The organism is Fuerstiella marisgermanici, assembly GCF_001983935.1.
GTDB classification, from domain to species: Bacteria; Planctomycetota; Planctomycetia; order Planctomycetales; family Planctomycetaceae; genus Fuerstiella; species Fuerstiella marisgermanici.
In genome coordinates, this window is sequence record NZ_CP017641.1 from 3,094,523 (window position 1) to 3,115,740 (window position 21,218).

Annotated in this window: 22 protein-coding genes; 10 read left to right on the plus strand and 12 right to left on the minus strand. The window is 55.8% G+C overall.

Annotated elements, in window-relative coordinates; translation table 11 throughout:
- Positions 1 to 48: 48 nt before the first annotated feature.
- The 3 genes from Fuma_RS11695 (at position 49) to Fuma_RS11705 (ending at position 2,473) form a co-directional block, all read left to right on the plus strand.
- Positions 49 to 561: an RNA polymerase sigma factor gene (locus Fuma_RS11695; RefSeq protein ID WP_077024305.1), complete on the plus strand. Its 513-nt coding sequence runs from the start codon at positions 49 to 51 to the stop codon at positions 559 to 561.
- A 15-nt stretch (positions 562 to 576) separates the two neighbouring features.
- The gene (locus tag Fuma_RS11700; protein ID WP_145944121.1) at positions 577 to 1,308 is read left to right on the plus strand and encodes an anti-sigma factor family protein; all 732 of its coding nucleotides are present in this window, start codon (positions 577 to 579) and stop codon (positions 1,306 to 1,308) included.
- Positions 1,309 to 1,450: 142 nt separating this feature from the next.
- On the plus strand, positions 1,451 to 2,473 hold the full coding sequence (locus Fuma_RS11705; protein WP_077024307.1) for a PDZ domain-containing protein: 1,023 nt from the start codon (positions 1,451 to 1,453) through the stop codon (positions 2,471 to 2,473).
- Between the two features lie 127 nt (positions 2,474 to 2,600).
- Here the strand turns inward: Fuma_RS11705 and truA are convergent, their stop codons facing one another.
- Positions 2,601 to 3,506 (minus strand): tRNA pseudouridine(38-40) synthase TruA, encoded by a 906-nt coding sequence (truA, locus tag Fuma_RS11710; protein WP_077024308.1) that lies wholly within the window; start codon positions 3,504 to 3,506, stop codon positions 2,601 to 2,603.
- A gap of 339 nt (positions 3,507 to 3,845) precedes the next feature.
- On the opposite strand from truA, the gene Fuma_RS11715 reads away from it, so the two are divergent.
- On the plus strand, positions 3,846 to 4,133 hold the full coding sequence (locus Fuma_RS11715; RefSeq protein ID WP_083731977.1) for a hypothetical protein: 288 nt from the start codon (positions 3,846 to 3,848) through the stop codon (positions 4,131 to 4,133).
- 553 nt (positions 4,134 to 4,686) lie between these two features.
- Here Fuma_RS11715 and Fuma_RS11720 read toward each other — a convergent pair.
- Together Fuma_RS11720 and Fuma_RS11725 are read right to left on the minus strand one after the other, a co-directional pair.
- Positions 4,687 to 5,649, minus strand: a complete 963-nt coding sequence (locus tag Fuma_RS11720) for a ribonuclease H-like domain-containing protein (RefSeq protein ID WP_077024309.1) — start codon at positions 5,647 to 5,649, stop codon at positions 4,687 to 4,689.
- A 49-nt stretch (positions 5,650 to 5,698) separates the two neighbouring features.
- On the minus strand, positions 5,699 to 6,835 hold the full coding sequence (locus Fuma_RS11725; RefSeq protein WP_077024310.1) for a hypothetical protein: 1,137 nt from the start codon (positions 6,833 to 6,835) through the stop codon (positions 5,699 to 5,701).
- A gap of 195 nt (positions 6,836 to 7,030) precedes the next feature.
- Here Fuma_RS11725 and Fuma_RS11730 point away from each other — a divergent pair, with 195 nt between their 5' ends.
- Together Fuma_RS11730 and Fuma_RS11735 are read left to right on the plus strand one after the other, a co-directional pair.
- Positions 7,031 to 7,231: a hypothetical protein gene (locus Fuma_RS11730; protein WP_077028249.1), complete on the plus strand. Its 201-nt coding sequence runs from the start codon at positions 7,031 to 7,033 to the stop codon at positions 7,229 to 7,231.
- Positions 7,232 to 7,303: 72 nt separating this feature from the next.
- The gene (locus Fuma_RS11735; protein ID WP_145944122.1) at positions 7,304 to 9,001 is read left to right on the plus strand and encodes a DUF6798 domain-containing protein; all 1,698 of its coding nucleotides are present in this window, start codon (positions 7,304 to 7,306) and stop codon (positions 8,999 to 9,001) included.
- A 574-nt stretch (positions 9,002 to 9,575) separates the two neighbouring features.
- Here the strand turns inward: Fuma_RS11735 and Fuma_RS11740 are convergent.
- The 6 genes from Fuma_RS11740 to Fuma_RS36825 form a co-directional block, all read right to left on the minus strand.
- The gene (locus tag Fuma_RS11740) at positions 9,576 to 10,088 is read right to left on the minus strand and encodes a hypothetical protein (protein WP_145944123.1); all 513 of its coding nucleotides are present in this window, start codon (positions 10,086 to 10,088) and stop codon (positions 9,576 to 9,578) included.
- Between the two features lie 149 nt (positions 10,089 to 10,237).
- Entirely contained in the window at positions 10,238 to 10,933 is a 696-nt protein-coding gene (locus Fuma_RS11745) for a 3-keto-disaccharide hydrolase (RefSeq protein WP_077024313.1), read from the minus strand.
- Positions 10,934 to 11,057: 124 nt separating this feature from the next.
- A complete protein-coding gene (locus Fuma_RS11750; RefSeq protein ID WP_077024314.1) occupies positions 11,058 to 11,519 on the minus strand; it encodes a VOC family protein in 462 nt (153 codons plus the stop codon).
- Positions 11,520 to 11,655: 136 nt separating this feature from the next.
- Complete coding sequence (locus Fuma_RS11755) at positions 11,656 to 12,126, minus strand: DUF1579 domain-containing protein (protein WP_077024315.1); 471 nt, start codon at positions 12,124 to 12,126, stop codon at positions 11,656 to 11,658.
- Positions 12,127 to 12,518: 392 nt separating this feature from the next.
- Positions 12,519 to 13,016: an acetyl-CoA carboxylase biotin carboxyl carrier protein gene (locus Fuma_RS34140; RefSeq protein ID WP_083731978.1), complete on the minus strand. Its 498-nt coding sequence runs from the start codon at positions 13,014 to 13,016 to the stop codon at positions 12,519 to 12,521.
- 117 nt (positions 13,017 to 13,133) lie between these two features.
- Positions 13,134 to 13,628, minus strand: coding sequence for a DUF1569 domain-containing protein (locus Fuma_RS36825; protein WP_083731979.1), 495 nt, complete (start codon positions 13,626 to 13,628; stop codon positions 13,134 to 13,136).
- Between the two features lie 131 nt (positions 13,629 to 13,759).
- Here Fuma_RS36825 and Fuma_RS36415 point away from each other — a divergent pair, with 131 nt between their 5' ends.
- The gene (locus Fuma_RS36415; protein WP_257787792.1) at positions 13,760 to 13,894 is read left to right on the plus strand and encodes a hypothetical protein; all 135 of its coding nucleotides are present in this window, start codon (positions 13,760 to 13,762) and stop codon (positions 13,892 to 13,894) included.
- Positions 13,895 to 14,077: 183 nt separating this feature from the next.
- On the opposite strand, the gene Fuma_RS11770 is transcribed toward Fuma_RS36415, so the two are convergent.
- On the minus strand, positions 14,078 to 14,428 hold the full coding sequence (locus tag Fuma_RS11770; protein WP_218922424.1) for a cation transporter: 351 nt from the start codon (positions 14,426 to 14,428) through the stop codon (positions 14,078 to 14,080).
- 1,102 nt (positions 14,429 to 15,530) lie between these two features.
- Here Fuma_RS11770 and Fuma_RS11780 point away from each other — a divergent pair.
- Together Fuma_RS11780 and Fuma_RS11785 are read left to right on the plus strand one after the other, a co-directional pair.
- Positions 15,531 to 15,824: a hypothetical protein gene (locus Fuma_RS11780; RefSeq protein WP_083731980.1), complete on the plus strand. Its 294-nt coding sequence runs from the start codon at positions 15,531 to 15,533 to the stop codon at positions 15,822 to 15,824.
- Between the two features lie 42 nt (positions 15,825 to 15,866).
- A complete protein-coding gene (locus tag Fuma_RS11785) occupies positions 15,867 to 16,823 on the plus strand; it encodes an HDOD domain-containing protein (RefSeq protein ID WP_077024318.1) in 957 nt (318 codons plus the stop codon).
- A 28-nt stretch (positions 16,824 to 16,851) separates the two neighbouring features.
- Here Fuma_RS11785 and Fuma_RS11790 read toward each other — a convergent pair whose 3' ends face one another.
- Both Fuma_RS11790 and aroH read right to left on the minus strand, forming a co-directional pair.
- Positions 16,852 to 17,580: a sulfite exporter TauE/SafE family protein gene (locus Fuma_RS11790; RefSeq protein ID WP_077024319.1), complete on the minus strand. Its 729-nt coding sequence runs from the start codon at positions 17,578 to 17,580 to the stop codon at positions 16,852 to 16,854.
- A 22-nt stretch (positions 17,581 to 17,602) separates the two neighbouring features.
- On the minus strand, positions 17,603 to 17,974 hold the full coding sequence (gene aroH / locus Fuma_RS11795; protein ID WP_077028253.1) for a chorismate mutase: 372 nt from the start codon (positions 17,972 to 17,974) through the stop codon (positions 17,603 to 17,605).
- Between the two features lie 371 nt (positions 17,975 to 18,345).
- On the opposite strand from aroH, the gene ppdK reads away from it, so the two are divergent.
- Entirely contained in the window at positions 18,346 to 21,078 is a 2,733-nt protein-coding gene (gene ppdK / locus Fuma_RS11800; RefSeq protein ID WP_077024320.1) for a pyruvate, phosphate dikinase, read from the plus strand.
- Positions 21,079 to 21,218 lie beyond the last annotated feature (140 nt).

The window sequence follows — 21,218 nt, forward strand, 5'->3', positions numbered from 1 at the left end:
TCAAAAAGGTTTCCGGCTCCTCACGCCAGCGGCAACAATCTTTCGCCCATGACGCCTCAACTGCTCTATCTGGAAAACGAAAGCTGGCTGCGCACCGTTGTGCGCAGTCGGGTGAACGAACCGGATGCGGTTGAGGATATTATGCAAAACATTGCTCTGGCACTGGTGCGACAGCGAGACACGCTGCACGAAATCAGGCAAATGGGAGCGTGGTTGTACCAGGTTGCCGTCAAGCAGGTGCTGATGTATCGCCGTACCCGAGGCCGCCGACGGCGTTTTGAAGACCGTCTGGCCAATGGTGATCCGTCAGAAGTGACGCTGGCCGAACCGCTGGGGCCCGTCGACCGCGTGCTGGCCGCCGAAAAGCAGCAGCATGTGCGGGCTGCGATGTCCGAGCTGGACGAACTGGATCGTCAGATTCTGATGTTAAAGTATTCGGAAGGCTGGACGTACGGGCAACTATCAGAACATATGGGCGTCAAGGAGGACACGGTGGAATATCGGTTGGCGAAGGCTAAAAAAAAGCTGCGTCGCCTGCTGGCCAAACGTGATTGTGTGTAAATGGACAAACAAACGATGTCTGCGGACCGAAATGAAATCTTGATTCAGCGCTGCGTCGACAACGAACTGTCCGCCGCCGAACGGCGCGAACTGATGCAGCAGCTGGACAGTTGTGACGAGGGCTGGAAGGAACTGGCGTGTGCGTTCATGGAAGACCGGATGTTCGCGAATGCCATTCGTGACGAACCCACCGCCACAGTGGTGCCTCCTGCTTCGTTGACACCACAGAAACAGAAGCCGCATTGGTTTCACCATCCGATGATGTCGCTGATCCTGTCGGCCAGCGTGGCATTTTTAGGTGGCGTGCTGATTTCCCAGGAAATGCGGCCGGACGCGGCCGGGCAGGTGGCAGGCAGCGGTTTGGCCTCTCGCAATGCGGCCGGGCAGCGTTCGGAACCAGCCGGAGTTGACGCCGCTATCGTGAGTCGGCCCTCCAACAATCTTGAATCAGTGACGGCCGCGGTCTCCAACAGGCCGCATAACGTCGGCAGCAATCGTGGCTCGCACAAAGGGTATAAAGCCGTCGTGCAACCGTATGGAATGCCGCCTCAGGAAATGCCCGTCTACGACGCCAGTGAGTACGCGACTGGATCGGCAGACTTCTGGCAGGCGGTGTCGCGCCACGATCAGGCTCGCCAGAACAACAGTCCGACGCCCAGAATCCGTTATCTGCGATTAAAGGGTGCCGATGGCGAAACGTATGTATTTCCCGTTCAGGAAACCGTGTTGCCGGTGCTGATGCAGTGATGTGACAAACCGGCGACCAGTGACAAATTGCAGGACATCGGTCATTCGACGTCCCAAAGATATCGGCCGTTGAATTTTTTTGTGTTCCCAGGCTGGAGCGTGGGGACAAAGTGCACACTTCATTTTATTAAGGACATTTGCGATGCGAACGTTCAAACCCTCTGCGGTTGCTATCACGCTTCTGGTACTGCTGACAAATGCTGCGTTCGCTGACGATGACAGTCCGTCGAAATCCACCGGAACGTCGGAAACGCGGTCTGTCGATATCACGGTCAATGAATCTGTGGTCGTCGACGAAGATGGCAAAGAGAAGAAAAACAAGACCGTCTCCGGTCGCATCATTATCAAGGGGCCGGACGGCAAGGTTCAGGAATTCAACATCGGAGACATGCTGCCAGACGGCGTCGAGGTCAAGGTTGCGGAGGACGGCGACGAAGAAGCCTTCGACATAACAGTGTTGACAGCACAAGACGACGAACCCCGCTACATGGTTGGCGTCGTCTGTAGCGAGGCCGACGATACTCTGCGGTCGCACCTGGACCTGAGCGACGGCGGATTGGTTGTGAAGAAAGTCTCGGACAAGATGCCGGCCGCGGAAGCAGGTGTCCAGGTTCACGACATTTTGCTGCGGATCGGTAATACAAAGCTGGCTACCGTACAGCAAATGCTGAAGCTGGTGGCAGGCTCGGAAGGCAAAGAGCTAACCATCGAAGCGCTACGAGCTGGCAAAAAGACGGAGATCAAAGTGACTCCGAAAAAGTTCACGGCGAAAGAGGCCATGTCGGACTTTGAAGATGGCTCAGCGGTGAAGATGTATCTCAGGCGAAAAGGCGTGAACGGAAAGGCGTTGGAAGAGCTCGCGGACGCCAAGTGGTTCATGGGACCCGGACTGCGATTGGACGGAAACACCAAAGTCGATGTTGAAGAAAAGATCGCGGAAGCTCGCGCCAGGGCGCTCAGTGAAATGTCCTCCGCGCAGGATCAGGCCAGGAAAACACACGAAAAGGCAATGGAGTCGCACCGCGAAAAGATGCAGGCTCATAAAGAACGACAAGCCAACCACGGCCCGCCGCAGATGGCCAAACTGCAAAAGCAAATCGAAGACCTTTTGCAGCAGCAGGCAGAGATGGCAGAGCGACTGAAGGCGTTGGAAAAGAAGGAATAGGGGAGGAAGACTCGGTGGTGTTCGCTATGCGAGTGGTTCAATGGCCTTTGCCAGCGGAGCTATGCGAGTACGCAAGCCCCAAGCGTCTGCGGCGTGATGTTAATACCGTCACGAAGGAATTGCTTCGTTATTCGAAATTCCTTGTTCGACATTCGACATTGTCCGCCGCACTTTCACCCTTTCGACGTTCCAATTCGCCGATGTGCTCTGCGGGATAGTCAACCTGCACCAAATACAATCCCTGGGCCGGAGCGGTCGTGCCGGCTTCGCCTCGGTCCATGGATTCGATCACGCGTCGAATTTCCCCCGGCGGTTTGCGGCCCGTGCCGATGCTGATCAACGTGCCGACGATGGCTCGCACCATGTTGTACAAAAATCCGTCGGCCATGATTTCAAAACAGATCAGCGGCGACGACGGATCTTCATGCGGCCGCACCGTTTGAGGTTGCCATTCGTGGCCGGCGTTCCACAGGTCCCACTGAGGTACTCTGGTGATGGTTGCGTCCATGACCGTTCGCACACTTGTCGCTTTGTTGGGGTAGGCCGTTTCGAAGCAGCGGAAGTCGTGAGTTCCCAGCAGGTGCGGCAGAGCGTCATTCATCGCGGCGACGTTTAGCATGCGTTTCGATCGGTGAGTCAGGTTTCTTAAAAACGGCGGCAGCACCGGGCCATCAAACAGCAGGTACCGATACCGCTTGCGAATGGCCGAATACGTCGCGTGGAACTCCGACGTCACTTCGCGAGAATCAACGATGGCCACGTCATGAGGCAGAAACCTCTGTAGCCCGCGCCGGAACTGTTCACCAGGAATTTTTGAAGCCGTGCGAAAGCTGGCGACCTGTCCCAGCGCGTGAACTCCGGAATCGGTCCGTCCCGCGCACAGAACTGCGCACCGAGTGCCCGTCAGTTTTTCAGTCGCGCGCTCCATGTATTCCTGAATGGTGGGAGCATCCGGTTGAATCTGCCAGCCGTTGTAGTTGGTGCCGTCGTAGGCGACGGTCAGCATGATGTTCCGATAATGCGGTTCGGGCATATTGGTGAGGTCTCAGATTGAGATAGAAAAATCAAACCTTTAGTGGCGTCAAGTTGTACGTCCAAAGATTTTTCGACTTCGACACGCGGGGTCCTGATTCGGACGGTCCTGCCGCTGCGATTACTGATGACGCCTGTACACAGCCGATCAACATTCGGGAAGAAACGTGAAGCCGTCGGACGATACAGTTTTCCAGACCGAAACAGTCACCGCCATCTTAGCTAACCGGCCCGGCCGGTCGCCCAAAGTCGATGACGTTGACGATTTTCTCTTTGATTCGATCCCCTTTCCTCTTTCAAAGGTACGCCTCGAATTATGTGTCAGCCAGCACCCCGCGGCATGATGCCTCCCGCCCCGGCGGCAGTCCGTAACCAGGACGATCTTCGAGACTTCATTCATTTGGCACTTTGTCGAAAGGAGAACCTGCTTGAGCACCATTTTCCGATGACAGAACTGGAACTGAAACGCAATGGTCAACATTGCGGCTCGCAGTTCATCCTGCATGGCCCACGAAGCGTTAAGCTGAGTGCCGTGTGGGACCGCAAGCTGAACGAAATTTTACTGTACGACGCGCTGGGCCGACGGTTCAATCGGATCCGTCTGCCGAATTTGATTACGGTTGCTTAGGCGGGATGGCTCGCCAGCAGATTTTAGCTGGCGCTCCGAATAGAAATTGCCGTTCCCGTTGGTCACAACCGAATATCACCGGCGACCAGCGGGAACAAACTCGGCAATTCAGATCACGTTTTCCTGTCGGTCCACCGCGCCAACCGCCCGTCGGTGCGTACCGACCATCGCCGGTGATTTTGCGTCGCACTGTCACTCAGTCGCCACGCCAATCGCCCACCGGGGCTACCGGCATATCATCGGGTTGGGAATTAGGTAGTAAGTGAAATCGAAAACTGGTTCGCAGTTCAGGACACACAACCCAGGTTGTAAGCTCGGCACGACGGCCGCTCATCACGACAAACGGTTGCCACGAACGACGAACGCCCGCACGCAGAACGCAGTTGAATTGAGCTGAAGGCAACTGCACTTTCGATGTCGCTTACCAGGCCAGGAATTCCCAACCCGTCGGCCGATGCTTAAAACGCATTCGACAAACGCCGTCAAGGAAGCATGACGCCGCAGATCGTCTGCTGTCGTCGCACCGCGGCCTTCCAACTTTTTGGACAGACGCTTAACGTCGCCGCCACGTTCTTAATCGTTTCGGGCTGGCTGAGCCGAACTGTTGCTCAAGCAAGCGCCGACGCTTTTCCATCGGGTCCACATTCTGTTCCACCGGCGCTGCGTCGGGCAGGTGAGGCCACAATTCGTCGACCGGCATCACCTCATGCCCGGCAACATGTTGAGCCAGAGGAATCAGCAGCAGCACGTCCGCCGCACAGTAGCGGATCAGTTGCTCGCGAGCCGCTGTGTCCTTTTTGTGCTGCCACAATGACCACAATCGCACGGCCAGTTCGCCGTCGGCATCCTGAAGGTCGGCCGGTCGCTGAAAGCCCAGTCGACTCGTAACCTGCTTCAAGCCGCCGCGCAGATCCTTGTAGTGGCACGGCCACCGCAGGTCGAGATGCGGGCATGGCAGATCAGGAATGTGAAATCCGTCCAGCACGCGAGGCACATCGAACGTGCTGCCGTTAAACGACACCAACAGATCGATGTCGTCCAACAGGTCCAGAAAGTCGTCCAGGTTTTCATGTTCCACAAACGAATGCAGCGCGCCCTTATGCCAGCATACGATGGTGGTAATCGTGTCGTCGTATTCCAGACCTGTGGTCTCTATGTCGAAATAGGACGCTCGATCAATGTACTGAGTCAGAATGCGCCATCGATCCGGCGGCAACAAGCGATCCACAAAGTATTGAATATTGTCATCCGCCAAAGCCGTCAGTAGACGGTCACATTCCTGCAATAAGTGCGAACGCAAAGCACCGGGAATGCGGTCCGGATCGGCGACGGCATCATGCCAGGACCGCACACCCGCCTGCTGCAACGCGGCCAGACGCACGGGGCCGAGTCCGTGGCAATGCTGAAGAGCTTCCGTGAGGGGCAGTGGAGACGTGGACTGCTGCAGTGAAGGTTGTCCCAGGTTGGCTCGCCGCAGGTTGTTGAGATCACTCGAATTCACTGCGACTCCCTCCATCCTGCGACTTTCCCTGTGCGATATTCGACATTCGTCCCGTACACCGCGTTTAGTTTTCGGTTCTTAGGCCGTCTCCCTGCAGGTCGCCAAGCGATTCTGAAATGGTGACGGCAGATACATCGTCGAATGTAGCGTGAGCGGGCAGCTTCGTAATTTGGTGAGCTCGCGTTTGTGTGTGAGCCGCGTCGCTGGCCCAGAAGTTGACTATGATCAGAAAAATTCCCACACACACGGCGAAGGTTAGCCAGCCGAGGTATGGCGTCAACTGATCGGCTCGCGACGAAGTCACTTCAGGCACCGGTACGTCACGCAGCGTGCCTGCCAGAAACATGGGAGCCAGAGACAGGCCCGCGTCGCTTTGGCTCGCATAGCCTTCTCGTTTAAAAAAGTAACCGGTAAACGTCACTTCGGGCGCGTCTTTGCCCATCAGGTCCACGGACCGTTCGGTGTTGTCCAGTCTGATCAGTCGAGCGATTTCCGGACTCGCCTTCATCGCGACGACGTGGACCAACTGGTCGCCGGAATCCGGCGTCGTAATCCATGCATCGTACAGCATGCCCACGCCGAACGCGTTTGTCTTACCCTTCACTTCCGACAGTCGTCTTAACTGTCCTGACACCTTCCACGCTTTGCCGCGCGAACTGGCGGGGGAATCCATAAACAACGCGTACACGCCCCGCTGTGCGGACAGCGACGTCCGCTGCTCAATTTTCTGTGCAAGCTTCATCGCCGCGAAATAGGCTTCGTTTTCTGCCGAATGCACGCCGATCACATCGTCCTTGACCGTCTTCAGCAGATCGTCAGGGATCCGAGGCAGATCAGGAGCCTGCGGGGCGCCGGTCGCTTCTGCCGTGTCGAAGGGAACTCGTTTCGCAACAACCGTCCCCGGTGCTTCGGCCGACAATTGCGGATCGCTTCCGGTCGTCAGGAATTCATCATGCAACAGACGCGACGGATTCTCGATTAAATCCCGGTCAAATGGCGCGATGGCGGCGATATCGTCCGCAACGACTGTGTCAGCGATCGCAGCGTCTTCGGACGGAAAGAGACGCCCCCAGAACTCCGGCCGCCGCACAACGGTGAAACACAGCAGAATCAGCCCGAAGCCAGCCACCATCAACGTCAGCCGGCGCTGATCCTGGCGGCGCAACACGCCGCGGGGCCGTTCTTTGGTTCGAAATCGCATGAGAATCACCTAACAACTGCTGACGCATTTTCTCCGATGGTAGTTTACGTCAAGCAAAGACAATAGGGCAAGACCTGAGAATGTGGAGCGAACCTGGCGGAAGGTGTCATCTGTCCTTGACGAACGGTGCCCATACGAAAACAATCCCGCGCTTATCGTATTGTGAACTTAATCGTTGAAGAAAGCTGTGTTCAAATGAGTGGTCCGATTGTTCGTACAGGAACAAATCCGAAGTTCTGGGAAAACTGGGACCGTGCTTTCGGAAAGCCTGCGTCCGGCAAGAAAGCTGGCGCAAAGAAGAAGACGGCTGGCAAAAAGAAGCCTGCCGGTGCAACCGCCACCAAAGCTGGTGCAAAAAAGTCGGCCAAAAAGAAAGCCAGCAAGAAGCAGAAGTAGTACGCTCACCTTCCCTGGCACATCGTGACGGGGAACGTTGGACCAGCGAAGCGATGTTCGGGAAGGGGCCCGGTGCAACCACGTGATGAACCCGCGGCGCAGATCCTCGCCTCACCAGGTCGCCTCGGCGACTCACGGTGGAACGCTGTGGCGGCGTGGGCTGTTGTAAGCGGCATCTTTGTGGCCGTTTCACTTTGGCAAACGCCGCTGCCAGGCATTAACGAACCGCACTACCTCACGAAGGCCCGCGCGTTCGCGGATCCAGGTTGGTGCGAACGTGACTTCTTTCTGCAATCCGCGAACGCTCACTATGTGTTCTTCGCAGTTGTCGGGCCTGTCACAACGTGGTTTTGTTTCGGCACCGTGGCGGTCATTGGCCGCATCCTCAGCCTGTCGCTGCTGGCCTGCGGCTGGAACATGATCGGCCGACGCCTCGGCTTAAACGCGTTGGGCAGTGCTGTGGCGGCGAGCGTCTTCTGCGGCATCGGCGCGACGGGGAACTTTTCCGGCGAATGGATCATTGGCGGCTTCGAAGGGAAGGTACCGTCATACGGGTTCGCTCTTGTCGGCGTCGCATGGTGGCTGGACGCATGGACAACCAGCCTGCGGCGCAAGTACGCGCTGGCAGGCGTGTTCATGGGAGCCGCCGTTGCCTGGCACCCGGTGGTAGGAATGTGGATCTGCATCGGAATCGCGATTAGCGAGTTTGCGCGCCTTGTAAGCCGCGTTGTTCTGCGTTCGAAGCTTTCTGATGAGCACGTCGCGGATACCAGCGATGCACAGCCAGACATCGGACGAACGGCAACAACCAGCCACTTGCTTGTTAACTCGATTGTCTTTGTATTAAGTGCTTTCGTAGTGGCATTGCCGGGGCTGATTCCGGCGGCTGAGCTTGTGTTGTCGTCAACTCTTGAGGCAGACCCCGTTGACCAAGCCAACTATATCCAGGTCTTCTGGAGACTGGCTCACCATTTAGATCCGTCCACATTTCCACCGTCGGCCTGGCTTCACACGGCCGTGCTGTTGACCGTATGCCTCGCAGCGATCGTGTTCGTGCGAACAAAGTCGATAGCAGACCGATGGTACCCGTTGCTATGGCTACTCGCTGCATCCTCCGTTGTGTGTGCGGCAGGCATCGGCATTGGCTGGCATTCGAAACCGATGCTGCAATTGCCGGACTGGCAGTGGCGAGCTGCTTTGCTGAAGTTCTATCCGTTTCGATTTTTTGACGCGTTGCTTCCGATCACGGCATCATTTGCCGTCGCGGCCGCATGGGACAAACTGCGGTTAATGAAGCTCAAACAAGTGACAGCGCGTTCCGTATTGGCCGCCGCGCTAATGGCTTTGTCGGCAGCCGTGATCATCGTGCCGGGGCGGCAGCATCACGCTTCTTACACTCCGGCAGCTTTTGCCGAATGGCAGCGCGCGTGCGAATGGCTGCGCCAGAACACGTCGGCTGACGCGCTGGTGCTCGGACCTCGCGAATCTTTCGGGCTGAAATGGTTCGCTCACCGAGCCGAATACGTCTGCTTCAAAGACTGCCCTCAGGACGCCGCCGGCATTCTGGAATGGAACCGCCGCCTGTGGGCGATTCACGGATGGTCCGAATCGTCTTACCAGGATGAATCATTCGACGTCGAAGACACGCAACGCCTGCACGCCGACACCGGCATCACTCACATCATCACACGGCGACTCGGCCCGTTCACTCAACCGCCCGTCTCCACCTTTGGCATGTGGCGGGTGTACGCGATCGCTGGTGGGGAGTGAACGCTTCTGGCGGCCAACGCGAACAACGCAGGCGTCCCAATCTGCCCACGACCGACACGTTGCCTCACAGATCTCGGATCAATGAGTTCTCTCCAGCCCCAAACACCTGTAGGTGCGTACCGAAGGCATGGGGGTTTCTACCACTTCAGGATAGAATTCTCAAAAAAGGACTGCGGGTTTTGTCCTATGTCGTCGATTGCTCTAGTACGGGGAAAAGTACTACCAGTAAAAACCCACTGGTGGTAACCACCCGCAAGTGAACCAAAAGGCTGGAGGCCCGACTCGCGACGTCTGAGTGGAAATGCCCGAGATCGCTTTGATCCCAGGGGAAACGTCCGGGCGTCCGCGTTTGAAGCCAACAGCCTGAAACAGCCTTCTTTCGGCACCTGTCGGAAGAAGGCTATTTTTATGCGCTGCTTGCGCACTGCGTCAGTTCACTGGCAACTCCGCCGATCTCCACCTGTCCTCGCGAGCAGCGGACACATCAAACGCGCCGCGGGATGAAGGAAACGACCAGCGCGGCGATTGGCATCTGCATTGCGTAATCGTGCAGCCCACAGCGGGCGTACGCAAACTACGTGTACCACCAGCCAAAGGCAGATTGGGCAATAATCCACACCACTGTCCACAGTGGCACCGCCACAAACATTTCTACGCCACTTCGGAGCACATACGTCTTGAGTGACGCGGGCTGCTCACGCAAATCGAAGAATGCGAACGAAGCAACTGGCACCGCATAAACCCAGACAAAGTCGCCAACCCATTTAGAAATCGGCAGCCGAGCCCAGTCTGCAATCAGCCCGGCAAACCCATAAATGTAGGGCGTGAGCGCTAACAGCAGTGCCACAAAAAGAACGCTCTTCCCGCGGCGCGACGCACCTGATTTACCAATTGCGAAACGCCACAGATACACCGCAACAATCACAGCCGCTGCTGCAATCCACGTTCCGCCCGACGGTCGTCCCGCATCGACACGCCTGGCAATATTCGCCGCAGCGTACAGCCACGCAATCGTTACTGCGGTCAGAAATAACGTCATCGGCACCCAGTGAAATCCAAGGCGACGGTCTTCTCGTGCCGGTTGCACGATCAGTGGTTCGTCAATCCAGATACATCAGTGGTCACAAGTCAGCGATCGAAGACCAGCCCTTCCTAAACGCGACGATGGGGATTCAGTCGCAACTTCAGTTGTTCGATGATTTCAGGCGATAGGCGGCGGCAGACGCGACACGCCGGTCACCGCTGCTTGAGATAGATATCCTTAAACTGCACCGTCATGGGCTTACCTGATCGCAGCTGTAATCCGAGGATACCCTTCAGGTCGTAGTGACCTTTCTCTTTATCAATCAGTTCAGAACACACCTCGCCGTTGATTCGAAGAATAATGTGCTGGCCTTTCGCGGTAATGTGGTAGTCGTTCCATTCGCCCTGCGGTTTCATGGTCGCTTTTCCGTCAAGCGGGGTCGCCGAACGTTTACCGGACTCATCAATCACAGTTCGGCTTCCGTTGGCGGTGAGCAATTCAGGGCCGTTTCGCGAATGCAATTCATCGCAGACGCCGCCCAGATAGGGCCCGCTCTGATAAATGTCCGCTTGATAACCGACCGCCAATCCGTTTGGCTTCATCTGACTGCGGAACTGGACGCCCGAGTTGCAGCCATTTCCTGTGACGCGAAATTTGAGCTTCAGCTCAAAATCGCTGACATCACCGCCCTGCCACACCAGGTACTGATTTGAGGTGCAGGGATTGTCTGGCGTCGACTCTCCTGTGATAGCACTGTCACGTACTGACCAGTAGCTCATATCCAGAGCCTTCCAACCAGTCAACGATTTGCCATCGAACAATTGTTGAAATTCGTCTGCCAACAATGCCCCAGCGGGGACGCCAAATGACAGCAGTGCAGCGAGCGAAAGGTGGAGGTGTGTGTTCATAACAACATTCTACTCATACGGGTTGAACTTCCGGAAATGAATGTGCCAAACGTCTGACGTATCGTCCCATCAAATAATAGATAAAACACCAGATTACCGCCGCACCGACGAACGAAAGGCGCGGCTACTCCGCCATTTCGGCAAACATCGCTGCCGCTGCAGTCTGAATTTCGTCCGGAGACATTTCGCGAAGTTGCGTTGAGATTCCCCACTCATGCCCGAACGGGTCACGAACCCGCGCAAACCTCTCGCCCCAAAACATGTCGACAGGGGCCATTAAAACGGTGGCGTCATTGTCTGTCATGGTTTTGACTATCGCGTCGCAGTCATCGACGTACAGATGGATCGCGACCGTTGTGCCGCCAAGTCGATTCGGGCTGGGAGTGCCGCCGTGTTCCGGAAGTTCCTCGCTAACAAAGAACCGTGCATTGCCGATGCGAAATTCACAGTGCATCACGCGGCCGTCCGGCATGTTGAGAAGTAAGTGCGGATCAATTTGAAACACGCGAGAGTAAAATGCAACCGCCTTCGTGGCGTCGTTGATGCTTAGATACGGGACGAATTCGCACGTCGGTGGTGAAGCCATATTGTAAGAAACAATCTTTGTAATGAGGTAACGTCGATAAAGCAGCCTTCAATGGGCCACAGCTACGCATTCGATGTCAGGAACCGCTCAACCTTTGACTCCGCGGTCAAAGTTTTCGCGTGGAATACGGGCCTATCTACTCCTGAGGCACGCGAACATAAACGGTTTCAACCGCCTTCGCTTCAATCCCTTCGGGGCTTACGTTGTAGGCAGTGATCGTCAAGTGATTGCCGTCGATCAACTGGTAGACAGTTCTCCAACCCCATGGTGGCTGGTTCTCCCCGACGTCATATTCGCCGCGAATATCAAAGCCGCGTTCCGACGCATCCCCCTGCGAGAACATGATCGCGCAGTTCATATGAAAGTCGTCGCCCCACGAGGACTGGTAGGATTTCGTGACCGCGTTGAAGCCGAGTAACTCTTCACCACTGCGGGCCTTGCCCTGGATCGTTCCCTCGTAAGCATGGCGGTGAAATCGTCCGCCGAGAACAGGCAGAATCGTGCCTGACACGGAGGACTCGTCCGCCAATTTATCCGGTTCAAACCACGTGCGGCACGTGCCCGCCCAATGCCCGGACAGTTTTTCGAACAATGTTTTCTGATTCATGCGGACAACCTTCGAGTCACGCGAAGTTTCGCCTTTGACATTTTCTCACAGCGTAGCGGTTCAATGTGTGAACGCCAAATCGAACGGCATGAGCATAGCCCGTTGATGAAGCGCAAACTATTCATGGTGGCGACTGCCGAAGAGTAATGAGCCACGTTGGGTCACGTCGTCGACAAACAGCTTCTCATCTACTTCTGGTGATTAACCTTGTTATTTCGCACCGCAACGCACTCGAACGGCCGTGTAATCTCTGGTGAAGGGAGCACTTTGGAGGGCTTGAGATTAGCTGCGATGACGTTCACCAATTCCGCAATGGGTATGAGTGAACTGCCATTCACGTTTGAAAACGTAGCAACAACTCGCAGTAAAATCGGCTGTGGAACTTATTGTCATCAGCTGCCGAAGCCGGTGTCATGGGGGTTTTGCGGGCGGATAATTTTAACAAGAAGGTCACCTGCTGATACCGAAGCCCCGTTTTCCACAAATATGTCCGACACGACGCCATTGTGGCCGGCCGCAACGTGATGGAAAACCTTCTGTGCCTCGATGATCCCAACAACCGTGTCGCGACTACAGAACATGCCCGGTCGCACGTACGGTGGTGAATCCGGTTCACGCGATGAATAGAAGATACCATCCAACGGAACTTTTGTGATCATCGGCAGTACAGTATTGAGCCACTCGAAATCCTGTGGACGACGCTTGCGGAAGTCGGCCAACTCACCTGCTGCATTCGCCAACCGGATTTCTGCGTCGTAGACATCGAGTTCCGCAGCGAGATGGTTGCCCCGATCATCTTTGCGTGCGGTTAACCATGCCGCGTATTCGCGCAGCAGAACAATGTCGTCACCACATTCCCGTAACCGGTCTAAGAAGGACTGTTCATCCATGTCTTGAATTCTCGCGATTGCAGCGACCGGCCCCCGTCTCTGAGGAGCAACTGGAAAGCTCGATAGTCGTCCCTACGTACGCCGCCGCTCCGATTTACGCAAGTGTTCGAAGCCGATTCAGGCTTCGGGAATGATAAAACTCATGTGCATTTCACAGTGGCGAAAATGAAACGCATCCCAGTCTTCGCAGGTGCACGCTCCGAACACAGGATGTCGGGCACGCTGAGTGGTTGATCGCACGCGTTCGGTGGCGTTGTGTAGCAGCAAGAGACCGGCTTGCGGAGTAGTCTCGTCGGGAATCAGAACTGCAGCCTTTCTGGTCAAGCGAAATCCCGGCGACAACGTTTTGGTTGTCATTCGCTTTTTCATCACCATCCGGAGTAGCCATTGAATCGGTGCAGGTGGCGACGCGGGCGCACCGTCAAGCATCACGTCAGTTGCCAGTGCGAGGTGTTTGTAGATTTGACCGACCGACCAATTCCCCAACGTTCGCGCGCGCGTCGCGGCAAGCCTTTCTGCGTCAGAAAGAATGTCGTCGAACGATTCGTAGCGGACGGTCCGGCGGCCGACAACTTTTCGAGTGTCAATGGTGATGGAGGCATTCCCTTCAATGACGTCAACGCGTCGTTACCGCATGCCCAAATACTGCTTGAGTCAGCCAACGCGTCGAATAAAAGGCCAGCAGCGTTAGACGGTAATATCAACCGTGAATCCAAACAAGCAAGCTCGCGACGAGCGTGGCAGTGCACCATGAACCGCTGACTCAGTTTAACTGCCAAAAAACTCCGTTCGCTTTGGGCGAACCTGCCGTGCTGCCCGGCGACACTGTTACCACACCAGCGTTTGAGGTTGCAGCCGTCATCGAATCAAGCGATTAACGCACTGCGAATCGCAGCAATGCCGCTACACTCCGGTGATTGATGCAGTGTGCGAATGCTTCACTCTGTGGGACGTGCCCTAACGCAGAGTCCGCGTTGGTTGGGTAATGCAGATCGGGGGAGGATTGAAAGAGACGCGGGACGGTACTGGGCCCGCATCTCTTTCTTGTCTCAACCTGAAATTTACTTCTTCGGCTTGGACGTGAAAGTCCCGTCCGGGGAGACCATCTTCTTTGGTGTCTTGCCGATGCTGTCCAGGATTTCCCAAACGCGTTTGGGGCTCAGGCGAACGCCTTTTGCGGGAACGAGCGTGACCGACTTCTTCTCGATACTGCACGCCACTTTGGCGACCTCTTTTTCGGTGGCAAATCGCTTTGTGATTCGCTTCACGCAGCCGCCACACATTTCACCCACGGTAACAACGGTGTTGACCTTTTCCTTTTCCACTGCGGATGCAGTTGGCGTGAGGAACAGCAGGGCCAGTGGGAGCAGGACTGCAGCGAACAAAGTCATCGTCTTAGATTGAATCATCATCAATAGAATTTCCTTTTCGTGAAGTGACATGAATGTGCGTGAGCCGTAACCGTTTGAATGCAGCGAAGCATTCAAAAACAGCTCAGTATTGAGTTGGGAATTCACTTGCTGACGGAACACATTCAGACGCCACGTGCGGCGCAGTTTCCGACAGCAGGACTAAATGACCGAGCGGCTAAGCAAGCCGCTGAGCTGGGGACTGTGAGACCAACCAAGTCTGGCGCGCAATAAGCGCATCGCGACTGCGCTGCCTGCTTAGGAAGTGGGCGGAATGGCAGGTCTGATTCCGCGTCAACGTAATGGCAAAATCAGGCTCTAACGACGATGGCCATGCGTCAAATCTCGCACCTTCAACTGTAGACGCTTCAACCGTCGGGCTGTCTTCGAGCGTGGCACCTTCGCAGATACAGTCTGGACACGGGCAACTGCCATGTGGGCTATCGCCAGGACGTTCGGTGGGCAGTTGGTTTCGATGTGGGCAACAGGAACAAGCTGCCTGAGCGCACTCGCCAACCGTCGACATGCCTGCAGCGCAGGACGCACAGCGAAGAGGACATGCCAGGAGATTGGCGATTAAAACAATTGACAACAGGACGCGAAACATCATGGCTAACTCTGGCCGATTTCGTGCGAATGTCAAGGTGATCTTTGGGAGGTCCTGCAGCACTGGCAACTGTGCAGCAGGACCTCCTGAATACTTTTCCCTATCGCACTCGCCAGTAATATTCGACAGGCCCGAAACCACGCGTCCAATACCAGGTGACCAATGTGTTTTCGTGACGCAGCCATCCATTTCCACACAACGTCAGCCAAGTCAGCACTGTTGTGTCGACGGTTTCGCCAGCCCTGTCGTCATCACCGTTAAAACGCAGCGCCGTGGCGTCTTAACCACGATCTGATTACGTCTGGCTAAACCGGCCTGCAGGACGGCATGAGGCACCGCATCAATGGAAGCGAAAAACCACATTTCCGACGCAAGTCGAAAGAAAGCCGTTCGATAACATCGACTAACCAGCGTCCCTGGCAGCGCAGGCCGCGTTGACGGATCCCCGTGTTTTCGTGGACGAAGCGAGCCTCTTCCCTTCCTCAGGAGTTTTCGATCGTGGATGACATCACTCGCATTTTTACGAGCTGGCCGGCGGCAATTCCGAAGAAGGCCACTGTCGTGACGACGATGGGCGACAATGTCCCGTTCGACGACTTCATGCTCACCAAAGACTTAGTGCTGCTGATTCGGCCCCAACCTGACGCCCAGGGAACTCGGCGAGTCATCATGAAACTTTCGAACATCGCTTCAATCCGCATTGCAGACGCGATCGACCCGGAACGCTTTACAGCGATGGGCTTCCAGAAGAATACCGCCATCACAGCCGCTCGCCCGGTGGCCTCCTCTTAGACGGACGACTTATCAATAACGGACGATCCAGCGACCAATCCTATGACTACCGCCGTAGAAAATCCCGACCCTGCTGCCTTCACATGGCGACAAGTCTGCGCCGATGCGATGGCGTCGCTCAAGACTCTGGACCTGCCTGACGATCTGCAGGTGCCAAGCCTGCCCACATCGCTGACGGAGTTCATGGATGCTTCGTCCAAAGATGACTACGACGTAAAAAAACTCGGACGGATTGTTGAACACGATCCGGGCATGACGGTCGACCTTCTGAAATGCGTGAATGTGGCTGCGCATGGAGCCAACCAGCCGGTCAAAACGCCGACTGATGCTCTGGTGCGGCTAGGAGTTCCCAAAGCTCGCAACTATCTTCTGGCTGCCGGGCTGCGAGGAGCCACGCTGGCTCATGAATCGCGGTTGATGAATCATCGCAACTTCTGGAACGAGTCCATTCGTCGAGCTCTGTTTGCTCAACAAGCAGCGAAGAATCTGAGGGTCGATGTCGACCTCGGATTTATCGGCGGGCTGTTGCAGGACTTTCTGTTGCCAGTGCTGACCAACAAATACGACGACAAGTACATCCAGTTCCTAAAAGAAGCCGCTCCGGAAGGAGTTCCGCTGACTCAATGGGAGCAGGAAACCTTTGGCTGGGACCACGCGGCCGCTGGAGCCTATATGGCCCACAAGTGGAACATGCCTGACGATCTGCTGTGCGCCATTCTGCTGCACCACCGAATGGATCTGCCATTGCAGGCGGCGAACGAAGAATTGTTCACTCTATTTCCGGTAACTCTGGCGGCGCTGCTGCCCGACCAGCTTTGCCAGGAAAACCACGGCGTGCGAAAACTGATCACGGCTGATTCACGTTCGAAGATTATTCAGCTAGACCAGCTTTGCGCGAGTGTCGACGGCGAACTGGAATCCATCACAGAAGGTCACGACGCACCATTGTGCCTCACGCCCATTATCCAGCAGGCCCGCGAAGCCGCCGCGGTTGCGTAAGCAAGGCATCAACGCCGTCATGTCGACGTCAAAACAAACTGGACGCCACCAGACCAGCGCCCATCAGCAACAGAACGATGTACACCAACTGAATAAAGCGTTCGGTGGCCAGGTACTTTGTCAATCGCTGCCCCACTAGTGTGCCAATAAAAATAAGCGGTGCGGCAACCAGCAGTAAGTTCAGTGAGTGAGCGGTCACGTTTCCTGCCAGGCTGTGAGCAGTAATGACCCAACCGCTGCCGACAAGGCTGTACGCCTGCATGGTGCTGCGAAACTTTTGAGGGGACCAGCGTCGCAGCGAGGCGTAGATCACCATTGGCGGTCCGCCCGTGCTAAAAGCGCCGGACAACACACCGGCGGTGAAGCCGAAAACGGGAGCCAGCCGGTCCGTCTTTAACTGGATGCTGCCCGGTCGACGAATCGACCAGACTGAAAACACTATCACAGTTGCCCCCAGCACAGACTTCACAATGCGCTGATCAACATGGTTTAGCAGCCAGATGCCCGTCGGTATGCCGACCAAACTGGATGCGATCAGCAGAGCCGCCGGGCGGACGTCCACGTCTTTCCATTCGCGGGCCAGAATGATCACCGACGTCCACAGCGCCGCAATCGCCATCAAGGGGGCGGCGGTCGAGACGGGCATCAACAGCACCAGCAGCGGCATCGCAAACAGCGCGTCGGCGAACCCGAGTGCTCCTTTAATAAAGCTGGCGGTGACCAGCAGTGCCACAATCACTACGTCGACGCCAGTCACGAACGGTGCTCCGAACGCGAAGTCACTGAGCGCTCTTCATGTCGGGCCGTAGTTTTGCTGCGTCTCGCAGGTAAACGTGCTCAATTTCGGCGGGCGTCCGATCAGAATTCACGTGCAGAAGAATGCGAATACACCGCGGCATGGAACCCTTCACCGGAATTTCGAGCGCGCACAGCAGTGGGACCGTGGTCATCCCGATGTGCCTGGCGGCTTCGGCCGGAAAACAACTGACCAGGTCGCCCGTCGTGGTGAACACGGCCGAAATGACATCATCGAAATCGGTGATTTCATTACGCTGCAGCACCGTTTGAATCAGCTCACGAGTCGCCTCACGAATCAGATCTGGATCGTCGGCGTCCACGGAGATCGCTCCCCGAATTCCGCGTACCGTCATTTTGAAACTACTCCGCAATTGAAGAACGCCTGAAATGGCGACCATCCACGCCAACGCCGATTCTCATCAACGGCAAAGGTGGGACAAGAGAAGGTTGGAAAGCAAGGGAAAAAATCCCGGTTTAGCACCGTCAGTGTCTCGATTCTGGCCAGCCAACAAAGTGCTTGAAGTTTCGCCAATCGCGTGCTACCGTGCCGCCTTCCGCGAAACGCCACTCTGGTGCCACTTAAGGTACGCGCCGCTGTCCGTTCGCGAAGTTTCTACGTTCTAACCTAAAAAATTGCAAGAGGTTAGGGCATCCCCTGTTGGCTCTGTGAACAGCATTTCTGCCGTAAGCAGTATGGCCACCACCTCACGAGGTTTCATTTAACATGGCAGACACGAAGTACGTTTACACTTTTGGCGACGGCAAAGCAGACGGCAACACAACTCAGAAAGAATTGCTGGGCGGTAAAGGCGCGAATCTGGCAGAAATGAGTCGAATTGGCCTGCCCGTGCCAGCCGGTTTTACAATTACCACAGAAGTTTGCACCTATTTCTACGACAACGATCGCACCTATCCCCCTGAACTGAAGGATCAGGTCAACGCGGCCATCGCCGATGCCGAAAAGTGCATGGGCAAAAAATACGGCGATCCAACCAACCCTCTGCTGCTGTCCTGCCGATCTGGTGCTCGTGAATCCATGCCCGGCATGATGGACACTGTCCTGAACATCGGGATTAACGAAGAAGTTGTTCAGGCACTGATTAAGCAGTCTGGCAACGAGCACTTTGCATGGGACAGCTACCGTCGTCTGATTCAGATGTACGGCGACGTTGTTCTCGGCCTGAAGCCGGAAAACAAGAATCAGGACGATCACTTTGAAGTGATTCTTGATGCAGCTCGTGAAAAAGAAGGCGTTGAACACGAAGCTGGCCTCAGTGTCGCCGCGATCAAGCAGATCGTGGTCGACTTCAAAAAGGTCATCAAAGATCACGCTGGCATCGACTTCCCGGAAGATCCGATGGAACAGCTTTGGGGCTGCATCGGCGCTGTCTTCGGAAGCTGGGGCAATGACCGAGCGGCCGTTTATCGCCGCATGAACGGCATTCCTCACTCATGGGGTACCGCCACCAACGTTCAGGCGATGGTCTTCGGTAACCTCGGCGACACCTGTGCCACAGGCGTTGGCCTGACACGCAACTGTTCTGACGGAACGCCTGGCTTCTGCGGCGACTACCTGATCAACGCTCAGGGCGAAGACGTTGTTGCCGGTACGCGAACTCCTAAGCGAGTTGAAGAAACTCTGCAGCAGGACAAGCCGGAAGCCTTCGAACAGCTGACCAACATCGGCAAGACTCTCGAACAGCACTACAAAGACGTGCAGGACATCGAGTTCACCGTTGAAGACGGCAAAGTCTGGATGCTTCAGACTCGTAACGCCAAGCGAACCGGTTTCGCTGCCGTGCGAATCGCTGTCGACCTGGTCAACGAAGGTCTTATCGACGCCAAAACGGCTTTGGAAAAACGACGAATTCCAGCCGACGACCTCAACCAGTTGCTGCAGCCGATCTTCAACCCATCGGACAAAGAACAGGCTCAGAAAGACAACCGTCTGCTGGCCAAGGGCATCAACGCCGGTCCAGGTGCTGCCACGGGGCAGATCGTTTTCCATGCGTCTGACGCAGAAGAAACGTACAACAAGGACAATGATGTCCAGCTGATTCTGGTTCGCAAAGAAACCAGCCCGGAAGACCTGCGAGGCATGAAAGTCGCCAAGGGAATTCTGACGGCCTTCGGTGGAGCGTCGTCTCACGCGGCACTTGTGTCTCGCCAGATGGGCAAGACCTGCGTCTGCGGTTGTGACAGCCTGAACATCGATTACGAAGCCGGTACAGTCACTGTTGCTGGTCAGGTACTGAAGGGTGGCGACTGGATTTCTGTTGACGGTTTCACTGGCGAAGTTTTCGCTGGCAAGATCGAAACCAGCCCTTCCGAAGTCATGGAAGTCATGACCGGCAACATGAAGCCCGAAGAATCAGAAGTGTATCAGCGATACGCTCAACTGATGGCATGGGCCGACGAGCACCGCAAGCTGAACGTGCGAGCCAACACCGAATCTCACGATGCAGAAATCAGTCTGCAACTGGGTGCCGAAGGTGTGGGCCTGTGCCGAACAGAGCATATGTTCTTCGATCACCTCGACGAAATGCGTGAGATGATCTTCTCAACCACTGTTGAAGATCGTGAAAAGGCACTCGCCAAGCTGATCAAGTTTCAGCGAGACGACTTTACTCACCTGTTCAAGGTCATGGCTGGCAAAGCCGTTACGATTCGTCTGTTGGACCCACCGCTGCATGAGTTCCTTTCTGAACACCACATGCACGAAGATCCGGCTTTGGCAGGCAAGCTCGCTAAGACGTTCGGCGTAACCGAAGAAGACGTGAAGCGTCGAGTTGCCGAGCTTGTTGAATCCAACCCAATGTTGGGTCACCGTGGTTGCCGTCTGGGTATCGTTTACCCGGAAATCACCGCAATGCAGGCTCGAGCGATCCTCGAAGCGGCCGTCGCATGCAAGAAGGAAGGCATCGAAGTTCTTCCGGAAATCATGATCCCTCTGGCTGGTTACAAAGCGGAAGTCGACAACCAGACAGCCGTGATCAAAGCCACGGCTGCGAAGGTCTTCGATGAAATGGGCGAGTCAGTGGAATACATGACCGGCACCATGATCGAAATTCCGCGAGCTGCTCTGACCGCTGGCGAAATCGCCGACACGGCCGAATTCTTCAGCTTCGGCACCAACGACCTGACTCAAACAGGTCTTGGAATCAGCCGAGACGACTACAAGGGCTTCATCGGTTACTACACCGAAAACGACATCATGCCAGCCGACCCGTTCCAGACTGTTGACCAGACTGGTATTGGCCGCCTCATGAAAATCGCTGTTGCCGATGGTCGCGAAACTCGACCAGACCTGAAGATCGGCATCTGTGGCGAACACGGCGGAGATCCTAAGTCCGTCTACTTCTGCCACGAAATCGGCCTGAACTACGTCAGCTGTTCACCACGCCGAATCCCAATCGCCCGCCTCGCCGCTGCTCAAGCAGCCGTCGAAGCTGGTTGATTGAACTGAACAGTTAAGTCATACCCGGCTGGATGTCACTTCGACGTTCAGCCGGGTATTTTTATGCGCGGGCGGAATAGGTTTTAACGCAGAGGGCGCTGAGGCGCAGAGGGCCGCAGAGAAGAATACATTGACAGCGC

Bases quoted from the DNA above. Each gene is read 5' to 3' on its own strand.
- Fuma_RS11695 (WP_077024305.1), top strand. From the start codon at position 49: ATGACGCCTCAACTGCTCTATCTGGAAAACGAAAGCTGGCTGCGCACC.
- Fuma_RS11700 (WP_145944121.1), top strand. From the start codon at position 577: ATGTCTGCGGACCGAAATGAAATCTTGATTCAGCGCTGCGTCGACAAC.
- Fuma_RS11705 (WP_077024307.1), top strand. From the start codon at position 1,451: ATGCGAACGTTCAAACCCTCTGCGGTTGCTATCACGCTTCTGGTACTG.
- truA (WP_077024308.1), bottom strand. From the start codon at position 3,506: ATGCCCGAACCGCATTATCGGAACATCATGCTGACCGTCGCCTACGAC.
- Fuma_RS11715 (WP_083731977.1), top strand. From the start codon at position 3,846: ATGATGCCTCCCGCCCCGGCGGCAGTCCGTAACCAGGACGATCTTCGA.
- Fuma_RS11720 (WP_077024309.1), bottom strand. From the start codon at position 5,649: ATGGAGGGAGTCGCAGTGAATTCGAGTGATCTCAACAACCTGCGGCGA.
- Fuma_RS11725 (WP_077024310.1), bottom strand. From the start codon at position 6,835: ATGCGATTTCGAACCAAAGAACGGCCCCGCGGCGTGTTGCGCCGCCAG.
- Fuma_RS11730 (WP_077028249.1), top strand. From the start codon at position 7,031: ATGAGTGGTCCGATTGTTCGTACAGGAACAAATCCGAAGTTCTGGGAA.
- Fuma_RS11745 (WP_077024313.1), bottom strand. From the start codon at position 10,933: ATGAACACACACCTCCACCTTTCGCTCGCTGCACTGCTGTCATTTGGC.
- Fuma_RS11750 (WP_077024314.1), bottom strand. From the start codon at position 11,519: ATGGCTTCACCACCGACGTGCGAATTCGTCCCGTATCTAAGCATCAAC.
- Fuma_RS11755 (WP_077024315.1), bottom strand. From the start codon at position 12,126: ATGAATCAGAAAACATTGTTCGAAAAACTGTCCGGGCATTGGGCGGGC.
- Fuma_RS34140 (WP_083731978.1), bottom strand. From the start codon at position 13,016: ATGGATGAACAGTCCTTCTTAGACCGGTTACGGGAATGTGGTGACGAC.
- Fuma_RS11770 (WP_218922424.1), bottom strand. From the start codon at position 14,428: ATGATGATTCAATCTAAGACGATGACTTTGTTCGCTGCAGTCCTGCTC.
- Fuma_RS11785 (WP_077024318.1), top strand. From the start codon at position 15,867: ATGACTACCGCCGTAGAAAATCCCGACCCTGCTGCCTTCACATGGCGA.
- aroH (WP_077028253.1), bottom strand. From the start codon at position 17,974: ATGACGGTACGCGGAATTCGGGGAGCGATCTCCGTGGACGCCGACGAT.
- ppdK (WP_077024320.1), top strand. From the start codon at position 18,346: ATGGCAGACACGAAGTACGTTTACACTTTTGGCGACGGCAAAGCAGAC.